The sequence below is a fragment of the Mycetocola sp. Y791 genome, from assembly GCF_059445325.1.
Genome location: NZ_JCAIUC010000001.1, coordinates 311,115 through 324,052, shown reverse-complemented (window position 1 = coordinate 324,052; position 12,938 = coordinate 311,115). Strand labels below are relative to the sequence as shown.

At 66.8% G+C, this 12,938-nt stretch carries 11 protein-coding genes; 4 read left to right on the top strand and 7 right to left on the bottom strand.

Annotated features, from left to right (window positions below; genetic code table 11):
- Nucleotides 1-47: 47 nt before the first annotated feature.
- The gene (xylA, locus tag AC1C2N_RS01640; protein ID WP_483405291.1) at nucleotides 48-1,238 is read left to right on the top strand and encodes a xylose isomerase; all 1,191 of its coding nucleotides are present in this window, start codon (nucleotides 48-50) and stop codon (nucleotides 1,236-1,238) included.
- A gap of 161 nt (nucleotides 1,239-1,399) precedes the next feature.
- Nucleotides 1,400-2,791, top strand: a complete 1,392-nt coding sequence (xylB, locus tag AC1C2N_RS01635) for a xylulokinase (RefSeq protein WP_495432604.1) — start codon at nucleotides 1,400-1,402, stop codon at nucleotides 2,789-2,791.
- Nucleotides 2,792-3,020: 229 nt separating this feature from the next.
- On the opposite strand, the gene AC1C2N_RS01630 is transcribed toward xylB, so the two are convergent.
- The 5 genes from AC1C2N_RS01630 to AC1C2N_RS01610 all read right to left on the bottom strand — a co-directional run bounded on the left by AC1C2N_RS01630 (nucleotide 3,021) and on the right by AC1C2N_RS01610 (nucleotide 8,052).
- Nucleotides 3,021-3,929 (bottom strand): carbohydrate ABC transporter permease, encoded by a 909-nt coding sequence (locus AC1C2N_RS01630; protein ID WP_495432603.1) that lies wholly within the window; start codon nucleotides 3,927-3,929, stop codon nucleotides 3,021-3,023.
- Nucleotides 3,926-4,915, bottom strand: coding sequence for a carbohydrate ABC transporter permease (locus tag AC1C2N_RS01625; RefSeq protein ID WP_495433068.1), 990 nt, complete (start codon nucleotides 4,913-4,915; stop codon nucleotides 3,926-3,928). The genes AC1C2N_RS01630 and AC1C2N_RS01625 overlap by 4 nt, the downstream gene beginning before the upstream one ends.
- Nucleotides 4,915-6,324, bottom strand: coding sequence for an N-acetylglucosamine/diacetylchitobiose ABC transporter substrate-binding protein (ngcE, locus tag AC1C2N_RS01620; protein WP_495433067.1), 1,410 nt, complete (start codon nucleotides 6,322-6,324; stop codon nucleotides 4,915-4,917). The genes AC1C2N_RS01625 and ngcE overlap by 1 nt, the downstream gene beginning before the upstream one ends.
- A 76-nt stretch (nucleotides 6,325-6,400) precedes the next feature.
- Complete coding sequence (locus AC1C2N_RS01615; protein ID WP_495432602.1) at nucleotides 6,401-7,156, bottom strand: sugar isomerase domain-containing protein; 756 nt, start codon at nucleotides 7,154-7,156, stop codon at nucleotides 6,401-6,403.
- Nucleotides 7,153-8,052 (bottom strand): MurR/RpiR family transcriptional regulator, encoded by a 900-nt coding sequence (locus AC1C2N_RS01610; RefSeq protein ID WP_483405287.1) that lies wholly within the window; start codon nucleotides 8,050-8,052, stop codon nucleotides 7,153-7,155. The genes AC1C2N_RS01615 and AC1C2N_RS01610 overlap by 4 nt, the downstream gene beginning before the upstream one ends.
- 127 nt (nucleotides 8,053-8,179) lie before the next feature.
- On the opposite strand from AC1C2N_RS01610, the gene AC1C2N_RS01605 reads away from it, so the two are divergent.
- Complete coding sequence (locus tag AC1C2N_RS01605; protein ID WP_495432601.1) at nucleotides 8,180-9,166, top strand: N-acetylglucosamine kinase; 987 nt, start codon at nucleotides 8,180-8,182, stop codon at nucleotides 9,164-9,166.
- A gap of 80 nt (nucleotides 9,167-9,246) precedes the next feature.
- The gene (locus AC1C2N_RS01600) at nucleotides 9,247-10,014 is read left to right on the top strand and encodes a sugar phosphate isomerase/epimerase family protein (protein ID WP_483405285.1); all 768 of its coding nucleotides are present in this window, start codon (nucleotides 9,247-9,249) and stop codon (nucleotides 10,012-10,014) included.
- Between the two features lie 151 nt (nucleotides 10,015-10,165).
- Here AC1C2N_RS01600 and AC1C2N_RS01595 read toward each other — a convergent pair whose 3' ends face one another.
- A complete protein-coding gene (locus tag AC1C2N_RS01595; RefSeq protein WP_483405284.1) occupies nucleotides 10,166-11,257 on the bottom strand; it encodes a glycerate kinase in 1,092 nt (363 codons plus the stop codon).
- A gap of 602 nt (nucleotides 11,258-11,859) precedes the next feature.
- A complete protein-coding gene (locus tag AC1C2N_RS01590; RefSeq protein ID WP_483405283.1) occupies nucleotides 11,860-12,933 on the bottom strand; it encodes a LacI family DNA-binding transcriptional regulator in 1,074 nt (357 codons plus the stop codon).
- Between the last annotated feature and the right edge of the window lie 5 nt (nucleotides 12,934-12,938).

Sequence of the window (12,938 nt, the reverse complement as noted above, 5' to 3'; positions counted from 1 at the left end):
GTTTCTACATCCAACAAATCATCAACGATGCTGAATGGGAGCACCACATGAGCCTCACCCCCACCCGCGACGACAAATTCTCCTTCGGCCTCTGGACCGTCGGCTACAACGGCGCCGACCCCTTTGGCGGACCGACCCGCGCGCCGCTCGACGTCGTGCACGCCGTTGAGAAGCTCTCCGAACTCGGCGCATACGGCCTGACGTTCCACGACGACGACCTGTTCGCATTCGGTTCGACCGACGCTGAGCGCCAGACGCAGATCGACCGCCTCAAGAAGGCCCTCGCAGACACCGGCCTCATCGTGCCGATGGTCACCACCAACCTCTTCTCGGCCCCCGTCTTCAAGGACGGCGGCTTCACCTCGAACGACCGCAACGTGCGCCGGTTCGCCCTCCGCAAGGTGCTGCGCAACATCGACCTCGCCGCTGAGCTCGGCGCAAAGACCTTCGTCATGTGGGGCGGCCGCGAGGGCGCTGAGTACGACGCAGCGAAGGACATCCGCGGCGCTCTCGAGCGGTACCGCGAGGCCGTCAACCTGCTCGGCGACTACGTCACCGACAAGGGTTACGACATCCGTTTCGCCATCGAGCCGAAGCCGAACGAGCCGCGCGGTGACATCCTGCTGCCGACCCTCGGTCACGCCATCGCGTTCATCAACACCCTCGAGCGCCCCGAACTCGTCGGCGTGAACCCCGAGGTTGGGCACGAGCAGATGGCCGGGCTCAACTTCACCGCCGGTATCGCGCAGGCGCTGGATGCCGGCAAGCTGTACCACATCGACCTCAACGGCCAGCGGGGCATCAAGTACGACCAGGACCTCGTCTTCGGTCACGGCGACCTGCAGAACGCGTTCTCCCTCGTCGACCTCCTCGAAAACGGTGGCCCGAACGGTGGACCGGCCTACGACGGCCCCCGCCACTTCGACTACAAGCCGAGCCGCACCGAGGATGAGACCGGCGTCTGGGACTCAGCAGCGGCCAACATGCGCACCTACCTCCTGCTCAAGGAGCGGGCCGCGGCATTCCGCGCCGACCCCGAGGTCCAGGAAGCACTCGCCGCTTCTCGCGTGACCGAGCTCAGCGACACCACGCTGAACCCGGGCGAGAGCTACGACGACCTGCTCGCTGACCGCAGCGCATTCGAGGACTTCAACGCCGATGAGTACTTCAACGGCAAGGGCTTCGGATTCGTTCGCCTGCAGCAGCTCGCACTCGAGCACCTGCTGAACGCACGATAAAAAACCGCGGGGCGCGGATGCCGCGGCACTGTACGTTTCGTACCGGGCCGCGGCATCCGCTCTCCCTCACGACCGAGTGGCGGACTCCGACGCATTGGCGAGCACCAGGAGTCGGGGTCCGCGCTCTTTACACGGCATAACTCCCACCGAAAGGCACCCCCATGACCCTCGTCGCCGGCGTCGACTCCTCGACCCAGAGCTGCAAGATTGTGATCACGGATGCCGATACCGGCGAGATCGTGCGCTCCGGCCGCGCACCGCATCCGTCAGGAACAGAGGTGGCGCCATCGGCGTGGTGGGACGCGCTGAACACGGCGATCGCCGAGGCAGGTGGACTCGACGATGTCGCGGCGATTTCGGTCGGCGGGCAGCAGCACGGCATGGTGGTCCTCGACGAGGACGGCCGGGTCATCCGCGACGCACTGCTCTGGAACGACACCCGCAGCGCGGCCGCCGCGCGGGACCTCATCGCCGAGGTAGGCGCCGACGTGTATGCGTCGCGGATTGGCGTCGTCCCCGTGGCGTCGTTCACGGCGACCAAGCTGCGCTGGCTGCGTGATGCTGAGCCGGAGAATGCCGCCCGCGTCGCCGCCGTCGCGCTCCCCCACGACTGGCTGACCTGGCGTCTCCGCGGGTTCGGTCCTGTCGACGAGTCCGAGCTCGGCCCGGTGCTCGAGGAGCTGACGACCGATCGATCCGACGCCTCAGGAACCGCGTACTGGTCGGCCGTCACCGGCGAATACGAACTCGACTTCTTCGAACGCGCACTCGGCCACTCCGCGATCCTGCCGCGGGTTCTCGGGCCTGGCGAACAAGCCGGGCTGATGACAAACGGCACCCTCGTCGGACCAGGCGCCGGTGACAACGCAGGCGCCGCACTCGGGCTTGGCGCGGCATCCGGCGACGTCGTCGTCTCGATCGGCACGAGCGGTACCGTCTTCGCCGTCACCGAAACGCCGGCAACGGATGCCACGGGCACCGTCGCAGGATTCGCGGACGCCTCCGGACTGTTCCTGCCGCTGATCGCGACCCTCAATGCCGCGCGCATTCTCGACGCGATCGCGGGCCTGCTCGGCGTGAGCCACGACGAGCTGGGCGAACTCGCCCTGTCGGCTGAGCCCGGTGCGAACGGCCTCGTGCTTCAGCCGTACTTCGAGGGCGAGCGCACGCCCAACCGTCCCGACGCCACCGCGACCCTATTCGGAATGACCCTCGGGTCGACCACGCGGCCCAACCTGGCGCGTGCGGCGATCGAGGGCCTGCTGTGCGGACTCGCCGACGGGCTCGACGCTGTGCGGGCGCAGGGCGTCGTCGCGGAGCGCATCCTCATCGTCGGTGGGGCCGCCCAGAACCCGGCCGTTCAGCAGATCGCCGCGCAGGTCTTCGACGTTCCCGTCGTCATCCCCCGGCCGGGTGAGTACGTCGCGGCGGGCGCTGCGGCACAGGCCGCATGGGCGCTGACCGGCGAGCGTCCGGACTGGCCGCTGTCGATCACGGCCGAGCCGCCGGTCGACTTCCGCCCGGTGATCCGCGAGCAGTACCGCGCGCACTGAGCGCGGTCGGCGGGCACGCTTCCGCGCGCACGCTTTCCTTCCAGTTGCGCGATTACGTCGAAAGAGCGCGCTATTCCCTGTAATCGCGCAACTGGAACGGCGGCCACGTCGGGCAGGCGCTCTTCATCTGACGCAAAAGCACGGAGGGTGCGATCCCTCCGTGCGTTTGCGTCCACCGAACGGATGCCGTCACGGTGACGTGACCGCGGCATCCGTTCGGGTGATGTGTCTACTTCATGGTCCCCTGGCTGACGGATCCCTGCAGCTGGCGCTGGAAGATCACGTAGGCGATGAGCACGGGCACGATGGTGATGACAACGGCGGCGAACAGCGCGCCGAAGTCGACGGCGTAACCCGCTGACGACGCGAACGACGCCATGCCCTGCGAGAGAACGTAGTTGTTCTTGTCGGTGTTCAACGCCACGGGCAGCAGGAACTGGTTCCACAGGCCGAGGAAGTTGAAGATCGCGACGGATGCCATCCCCGGTTTCGCCATCGGCAGCATCACCTGGAAGAAGGTACGCCACTCCCCCGCACCGTCGATTGCCGCGGCTTCTGCGATCTCATCCGGCAGCCCCTTAAAGAAGGAGTACAGGAAGAACACCGTGAACGGCAGCGCGAATGCCACGTAGGTGAGGATGAGGCCGGGAAGCGTGTTGAGCAGCCCGATGTTGCGGAGTACGAAGAACAACGGAACGATCGCCAGGAACACCGGGAAGGTGAGTCCCGCGAGCATCAGGTAGTAGATGGCCCTGCTTCCGAAGAACCTGTACCGGGCGAGCACGTACGCGCACATCGCGCCGAGGACCATGACGATGACGAGCGCGAACCCGACGACGATCACCGTGTTGAGGAAGTAATTACCGATGCCCTCTCGCGTCCAGGCGGAGACGTAGTTGTTGAAGTTCCAGTCGGCGGGGAGCGAGAACGGCGAGGCGAAGATCTCCTTCGTGGTCTTGAAGCTCGTCATGAGCGTCCACAGCAGCGGCAGAATGACGATGAGCGACCAGATGACGAGCGCGGTGTGGGAGAGAACCCCGACGGCTTTGTCTCCCGGTGTATTCACCGGTTTGCGCGAGAACCCCGGTGAACGGTCGGGGCGCGATACGCCCCGTGTGGTGACGGCTTCGGTTGTCATGCGCGGCCCCTCTCTTCCTTGCCGCCGGTGATGCGGTTGACCGTGAAGACCAGTGCCGCAAAAATCAGGGTCACGATCGCGAGCACAACACCCATGGCACTCGCCTGCCCGAACTCGCCCTTGACGAACGCCGTCCGAAACAGCTGCTGGCTCATCACGAGCGTCGAGTTGTTGGGACCGCCGCCGGGGTTGAGCGCCTGCATGTAGACGAAGGCGTCGAGCGCCATGATTCCGAGATAGATGTACGCGGTCTGGATGTTGTCACGAATGAGCGGGATCGTGATCGAGAAGGCCGTGCGCATGCGCCCTGCCCCATCGATCCTGGCCGCCTCATACGTTTCCGCCGGCACGCCCTTGATCGCCGCGACGAAGAGCACCATGTAGAAACCGACGAAGCCCCACACGATCACGAAGATCGTTGCGCCCATCGCGGTTCGCTCATCGCCGAGCCACGCGAACGACTCGAACATGTCGAGACCGACGAGTCCGAGGAGCCCGTTGAGCAGGCCAGCCGGGTTGTAGATCTGACCCCAGAGGATGCCGGTGACGATGGCGGGGATCACGTACGGGAAGAAGGAGACGACCCGGTAGAAGCTCGAGTTCCGCAGGCCGCGGATGGGACCGTGGCTTGGTCCACCGACGGTGACCATGGTGGCGAGCGCGAGCGCGAGCACGATGGTGACGAGCGGAACGACGATGGCGAGCAGAACGTTGTTGCCGAGCGCCGTGAGGAAGATGTCGTCGCTCAGCAGCCGGAGGTAGTTGTTGATCCCGACGATGTTCATCTCGGGACTGAACCCCGACCAGTCGGTGAGGGAGTAATACACCGCCTGGACAAATGGCCAGATCACGAAGATCACGAAGATTGCGAGGGGCAACCCGAGGAAGACCACCATGAACGACACGTAGTCGAAGGTGGCCTTCCTCTTCCGCGGCCGGGCAACCTTTTGGCTGCCCGGCGTCGTGTTGGCGAGTGCCGTATCGATCACTTGATCTCGATTTTGTCGATCGAGTCGTCGTTCCTCACCCTGTCGGTGATTTCCTGAAGGCTCGAGGTGAGGGTGGCGACATCGGACTTGCCGTCGAGGAAGGAGTTCCAGACGACGAGCTGGTCGGCGTTGGTGCCGTACAGGTCGACAAAGCCCCAGGTGAAGATGTTGTCGCCAGCGGCATCCAGCATCTCGGTCTGCGACACGAGCGCGGTCGATCCGAAACCGTCGGCGGGCACGAGTCCCTTGACGATGGTCGGAGCGAGCTTCGTCTTCGCAAAGTTCGTCGCGGCATCCTTCGACAGCATTGTCCGAAGGAGTTCCTTGCCGCCGGCCACGTTCTTGCCCTGCGACGGAACGATGAACGGCTCGCCCGCCGTTGAGTGCAGCGCCTCGACCGGCATTGCGGAACTCGCCGAGACCACCGGTGCAGGGAAGCCCTTCATGGCGAAGCCCTCCGCGGTGTTGTCCTTCATTTCGTTCTCGATCCAGGACCCTGACGGGTACAGGATCGCATCCATGTCGTTGCTCCACTGCGCCTGAGCCGCGGTGAACTGCGTACCGGCTCCACCGGGCTTCATGTAGCCGGCGGCGACGATGTCGTGCATCGCCGTGAAGACGCTCTGTACCGCCGGAAGTGACCAGCAGCCTTCCTCGAGGTTCTCGAGAGCGAGACGGACCTCGTCTCCACCTTCCTTGATCGCCGACTCGATGGCCATCGTCTGGTAGTAGGTTGCCGCTTCCTTGCCCCAGACGAAGAGGTACTTGCCCTGGTCCTTTGCCTTGGCACCGAGGTCCATCATCTCCGCCCAGGTGGTTGGAACAGTCCAGCCGTTCTCCTCGAACAGGCTCGACGAATACCACGTGCCGTAGACGGTGAGGACGTAGTTGAGGGCGGCGAGCTTGCCGTCGTAGGTGCCCGGGGTGAGCACTCCCCCGTAGAGCGTGTCGCGGATCTTGTCGCCCTCGAGGTTTTCGGCGTCGATGACATCGGTGAGGTCCTCGAGCTGGTCGAGGATTGTGTTCATTCCGATCAGGCCTGAACCTGAATTGTCGACGAGGTCAGGCGGGTTGCCCGCGACGAAGCGAGGCTGGAGTTCCTGGGCGATCTGCGTGCTCGACGCGACCTTGGCTGTCGAGCCCTCGTGGTTCTTCTCGAGGATCTTGGCCGCGTACTCGACGTAGTCAACGCCGTAGCCGCCGTCGAAGATGACCGAGTCGATGGTGGAGTTGTCTGCCATGCCGAACGGGTTGTTGGCCGAGACGGTTCCTGCCGCGCCGCCCGTGCCACCGGGTCCTCCCGTTGCGCAGGACATCAGCGATCCGCCGAGCGGGATCAGTACTGCAGCGGCAATAGCGCCCCTGAGCACATTGCGTCGGTCGATGACCACGTTATCTATATTCATCATTGTGATGTGCCTTCCAATTTGCTGGGATTGCCGAACCGGGTTGGGGCCCCTGATCAGCGGGTGGGGGTTGGGGTTATGCGAGTCTGCGGATTTTTCCGCGGTACTTGTCTTCGAGTGCGCTGTTGTGAGCATCCCCTGCCGGGATATTCGCCGAGATGTACAGGGGCGGAACTTCGTCCCTCTCGGTAAACCGGCGGGAAACCTCGACGGTCAGCATCTGCGCGATGAATGCCGATGTGATCGAAGAGATGGCACCAACGCCGACACCGCCGGGAAGCTCGAGGGTGGTGTCTCCGAAGGGCGCCAGGTTGTCGATGACGACGTCAGCGACGTCGCTGAGCCGCATGCCGCTCGGATGCTTGGGCTCGACTGCGTTCGTGTGCTCGAGGCTCGTCACCGCGATGAGCTTGTGACCGCGTTCCTTCACGGCGAGCGCAAAGCCGACGATGGATCCGTTGACTCCCGAGTTCGACGCGATCAGGAACACGTCCTGCGGGTTGATGACCGACACCTCGATGAGCTCGTCGACCACAGCGGAGTCACGCTCGAGGGTCGATCCACCGAGGTCTCCGACATCCCTCCCTCCGTACAGCACGAGGTCCTGGAGCGAGATGCGATTGGTCGGGATGAGGCCGCCGGCACGGCCGGCGATTTCCATGGCGAATGCCTGCGAGTGGCCGGTGCCGAACGCCTGGAGCACCCCGCCGGCGTCGAGCGCATCGACGCAGAGGTCGACGGCAGCATCGAGTCCGCCGGATGCCGCGAGTTCCGCAAGCCGCTCCAGCCGGGTTGTCGCCTGGATGAGCAGCTGGTGAACAAGGTCCGTCATCGGCCCCCGCCTTTCGTTGTCGTGGTTCGGGCGTCGCGCCCCGCGGGACGGCGGTGTTCGGATACCGCCATGGCGCTGGCCGCGAGCTTTGCCGCGGTTTCGGCCGAATTGTGCTGGGCGACGAGCAGATAGAGCAGGTCGAGCACAAAGAGTTGCGAGTGTTTCGCGGAGAGATCGTCTGGCTGCAGGAACTGTTCGGGCGCTGCGGTGACGACATTCACGTCGGCAACGGTGGCGAGCGGCGACCTGGAGTTGTTGCTCAGGGAGATCGTGAACGCGCCGGACGACTTCGCCTGGGACAACATCTGGATGGTTTCCTCGGTGCGACCGGTGTTCGAGATTCCGATCGCCACAGCCCCCTCGCCGAGAATCGCCGCGCTCGTGAGTCCCGCGTGAACCTCGGACCAGCAGTGGGCGTTGATGCCGATGCGATACAGGCGTCCCTGCATTTCAAGCGCCATGCCGGCGCTCCCGCCGATGCCGTAGATGTCGAGGTGCGGCGTCGTCGCGATCGCACCGGCGATCGCGGTGACGGCGGTGAGGTCCATCTGCCGCGCCGTGGTTTCGAGCGATCGGACGTGCGCGTTGAGGAGGGTACTCAGCACCTCGCCCGGGGTGTCCTCTGGAGCAAAGGCCCGGCCGATATCGGCGCGCCAGGACTCGGCGGCGTCGCCCCTGCCGCTGTCGCTCGCGACGCCGACCCGGAACTGCACGTAGCCGCTGAAACCGATTTGTCGGCAGAACCTGGTCACCGTCGCGGCTGACGTCCCCGCCCGCTCGGCGAGCTCGGTGATCGACAGCTCGAGCGGCAGAGTGGGCTGCTCGAGAAGAAGCTCGGCGATTTTCACCATAACGCTCGACATTTGTGGCAGGTTGGCCTGAATGCGAGTCGACATACGCAATGCCTCTCTGCCAGATGTCATCGTCGACATGAAAATCCGTTTCAGTGGCTTGGAGCTTTGTTGAAAACTATTCTTACCAGCGAGGAAGAGCAATGTTGCAATCATCACGAAGTCGTAACGAATGATTAACGTTCTCGCAATAGACGCCGGTGGCACATCCACGCGTGCCGTCCTGCTGGATGAAACGGGTCATTGCCACGGCTATGGATTCGCCGGAGGTGGAAACCCCGTGTCGTCCGGACCCGAGCGCGCCGCCGCGTCGATCACCGCGGCCGCGGAGGCGGCGAGTGACGCTGCCGGACGGCCGTCGGGCGACATCAGTCACGTCCTCATCGCGATGGCGGGTATGAGCGTTTCCGGGCCGATCGACTGGGTGACCACACCGCTCGCTGCTCGCGGGTTCCCTGCCACCGCTGGCGTGGCATCCGATCTCCTCGCCATCTACTTCTCCGGAACGTGGGAACCGGACGGCTATGCGATGGTTGCCGGCACCGGGTCAGCGGGAATCCGTGTGCGCGACGGCATCACCGAGGCGACCGCCGATGGACTGGGCTGGTTGCTCGGCGATGCGGGCTCCGGCTATTGGATCGGCCACCGGGTTGTCGGTGCCGCCGTCGCGAGCCTCGACGGGCGCGCCGAACCGACGGCGCTCGTGCCACTGGTCCTCGAGGCTGCCGGTATCGAGGAGTCGGGCGAGCGCGGACCGGACGGTCGCCCCTCGTCGCTCCGCGCGCTGGCCGAGGCGCTGTACGGCCTGCGTCCCGTCGAACTGTCGCGGTTCGCCCCGCTTGCCTTCGCGGCGGGGTCGGATGCCACAGCGCGCGCGATACTGGACGACGCGATCGTCGCACTCGCTCGGTTGTTCGACGCGATTTCGGTTCCGGACCTCCCTGGCCCGCTCGTACTCGGCGGAAGCATCCTGACCTCTCAGCCGCTGGTGAGCGACGGCGTAGCCGACATCATCCGCAGGTCGGGGTTTCGTCCGGAGATCAGGACTGTCCCTGACGGCGTCGTCGGCGCCGCGGTACTCGGCCTGCGCTCCGCGGGTGTCGACGTGACCGCCGACGTGTTTGACCGGATCCGGTCGACGCTCAGCCACCTGCGCTGACCGGGATCCGGCTTCCACCGACCTCTGCGGCAGACCCCGAGCGGGTACGCTCGACCCAACCGACGACGAAAGGCACCCAGATGCAGATCCGCTCGACCCCGTCCATCCGGCCCGGCCTGTGCTCGATCACACTGCGCGAGTCGAGTGTCGACGAGGTCATCGCCCTTGCGGCCGCTGCCGGGCTCGAGTCGATCGAGTGGGGCGGCGACGTGCACGTGCCGCCGGGCGACGTCGAGATCGCACGGGAGGTCGGCGAGCGCACCCGCGCTGCCGGCCTCGACGTGGCATCCCTCGGCTCCTACTATCGCTGTGATGAGGTTGGCGACTTTCCCTCAGTGCTCTCCTCGGCCGCGGCGCTCGGGGCCCCGCGCATTCGTGTCTGGGCCGGCGAGAAGGCGTCCGCGGATGCCTCCGCCGAAGACCGTGCGCTGGTCACCGCCCAGCTCGACTCCGCAGCGCTGCACGCATCCGAGTACGGCATCGAAGTCGCTCTGGAGTTCCACGACGGCACTCTGACGGACACCGCCGAATCAACGCTCGACCTGCTCTCCGGCATCACAGCGACCAACGTGTCGTGCTACTGGCAGCCACCGGTCGGCGCTGATGACGAGGCGGCTCTCGCCGAGCTGTCGCAACTGGCCCAGTGGGTGTCGACGGTTCACGTCTTCTCGTGGTCGCCCGAACGCGAACGGATGCCATTGGACAGCCGGGAAGCGCTGTGGACGCGTGCCCTCGCCTTTGCTGGCACCCTGCCAGGCGTCACCGATGCGCTCATCGAGTTCCTGCCGAACGACGATCCGGCGCTCCTGGCCGGCGAGGCCGCGACGCTCGCGTCCTGGCTCGCCTGAACTCTGTCGCTGCCCGCTGAGTCGCACGCCCGCTCACACGCCCGCCCGCCCACGCGCCGAGAGCATCACTTCCGGTCGAGCGCATCAGTTCCGCGGGATGTTCTCGACCGCAACTGATGTTCTCGGTCTGTTCGACCCCGGGAAACCGGGCTCAGCCTGCGACGGCGGCGAGCCGCGCGCCCGCCTCACGGAGCCAGAGCCGCGTGTCCGCCATCGCTGACTCCGCACTCCCGGCGAGCTCGGTGAGCGAAACGACAGCGTCGAAACCGATCGGGTCGGCGGTGACCGCGCCGGCGACGAGCATCGCCCGCGCCGATCCGACCCCGGCGAGAGAGCGGACGTACGACGGGACCTTTCCGGCATCCGACTGTCCGTCAAAACGTCCTTCACCGGTCACGACAATCGAGGCGGATGCCACGGCGTCGGCCGCGTGCACGACCTCACCGACCGCGTCGGCGCCGGCTGCAAGCGTTGCGCCCCAGGCCAGCAGCCCGAACCCGGTGCCGCCCGCGGCACCCGCGCCCGGCGTGGACGCGTCAGCGGGCAGGAGCGCCGCCAGCCGGGCGAGCCCGGCATCGAGCACGGCGACATCGGCGGCGGTCGCGCCCTTCTGCGGGCCGAAGACCGCCGCGGCGCCGCCCGCACCGAGAAGTGGGTGGGTCACGTCGCTGAGAATGATCGCCCCGCCGGTCGGCAGGGTGCGAAGCCCGGTGAGGTCGACCGCGTCGAGGCGTGCGAGCCCACGCCCGCCGTTCGCGATCGGGGTGCCGTCGCCGTCGAGGAAACGGCCACCGAGGGCGGTGAGCGCGCCGACGCCGCCGTCGGTCGACGAGCTGCCGCCGATCGCGAGGTAGACCCGCTCGACGCCAGCGTCGAGCGCGGCGGCGATGGCCTGGCCGAAGCCAAACGTGTGCGCGTCGAATGGCAGCAGCGGATCGAGCAGGGTGATGCCGCTCGTCTCGGCGAGCTCGACCACCGCCGAATTGTCGGGCAGCCGGATCCAGCTCGCGTCGACGCTGCGGCCGTCTGGGCCCTGCACCGTGACGGGCACGCGCACGGCTCCGGGGACGGCGACCTCGAACGCGTCGAGAGTTCCCTCGCCACCGTCGGCGAGCGGCATCCGCACCAGGACATCATCGGGGCGAACGGATGCCCACCCCTCGGCGAGCGCGTCGGTCACCTCGATCGCCGTTGCCGTGCCCTTGAACGAATCGGGCGCGATCACAACGGTGTGGGGTGTCATGGGTCCACTCTGCCAGAGCGACGGCGGACGGCGTGGGCGTGGCGGCGGGGCCGCTCGTGACGGATCGTGGGGCCAGCTCCCGCGTCACGCCTGCCTTAGCAGGGCCGCGGTTGAGTTTCGGGAGGTAGATCGTGGGGCACATGCCGCTCTAGGCCCGCCGACCGCAGGTTCTCCTCCCGAAACGACGACACACCCCGTTCAGCACTCGCGGCGGACTCAACGCGAGAACGGCTGTCGCCAGTCGGCGGCGTCCGCCGGACACGCCCCGTCAACGCCCGGCCCGGCCACCCCGCGGCGGCTCGGGTGCACTTCAGGCGGCAAATCGTGGGGGTCGGGCCCGCACTGCGCGTGGACCCGCCGGTTTTCCTCCCGAAACGACCGCTCACCAGGTTCAGCACTCGCGGCACGTTCAACGCAAGAAACGGATGCCGTCGGCTCGGCTGCATCCGCCCGACACACCCCGTCAACGCCCGGCCGGCCACCCCGCGGCGGCTCGGGTGCACTTCAGGCGGCAAATCGTGGGGGTCGGGCCCGCATTGCGCGTGGACCCGCCAGTTTTCCTCCCGAAACGACAGGCACACGCACCCAGCCCACCGAAGCGGCTAGCCGAGCCGCTGGTGCGTCGCGGCAGCACCGGGCGAGGCGACCACGCGCACAGGCGGCGGCGGGCCAGCCGACTCGCGCACGACGAGGGACGGCAGAATGCGCGGAAGGTCGGCAGCGTCCTCATCGCGGAGCACGGCCAGGAGTTCGGTCATGATGTCACGGCCGAGCCCGTCGAAGTCCTGCCGGATCGTGGTCAGCGGAGGAGCAAAGTGCTCAGCCTCAGGAATGTCGTCGAAGCCGATGACGCTCACGTCGGCGGGCACACTGAGGCCGGCCGAACTGAGGGCGTGGATCAGCCCGAGCGACATTTGGTCGTTGCCGACGAACACCGCTGTCATGTCGCGGTCGGCAGCGAGCGCGAGGCCGTGCCGGTACCCACTCGCCGGGGTCCAGTCGCCGACGAGGTGCTCGCGCGCCGGCAGGCCGGCGGCGGCGAGGGAGTCGCGCCAGCCGCGGAGGCGCTCGGTGGCATCGGTTGAATCGAGTGGTCCGGAAATGTGCCGAATCTCGCGGTGCCCGAGGCCGACCAGATGATCGACGGCCGCACGCGCGCCCGCGTACTGGTCGAGCGCGACAGAGTGAACGCCCGGCCTTCCGCCCGCGTCGACGGCGATGAACGGAACCCCCAGCTCGATGCTCAGGATGGCCTCGAGCGCGCCGGCGTGCGCCGCAATGAGCACGATCGCCTCGACATTCTGTCGCAGCAGCAGTTCGACGGCTGCGCGCAGCGAATCCGGGTCTGAGTCGAGCATGCTCGCCATGCTCACCGCGTACCTGGCATCCCGAGCCGCGTCGTTGAAGTGCAGCGCCGTCGACGACGGCCCGAAGTCCGGCCCGCCCGTCGTGATCAGGCCGATCGTGCGCGACCGCCGGGTCACCAGCGCGCGCGCCGCCTGCGACGGCGTGTACCGCAACTGCTTGATCGCCTTCTCGACGCGCTCCCGGGTCGCGGGCCGCACATTGGGCAGGTCATTGAGCACCCGGGACACGGTCTGGTGCGATACCCCGGCGAGGCGAGCGACGTCGAAGATATTGGCGACGCGCGCCTTCTCATCCTCGTTCGTCACCACGTGGG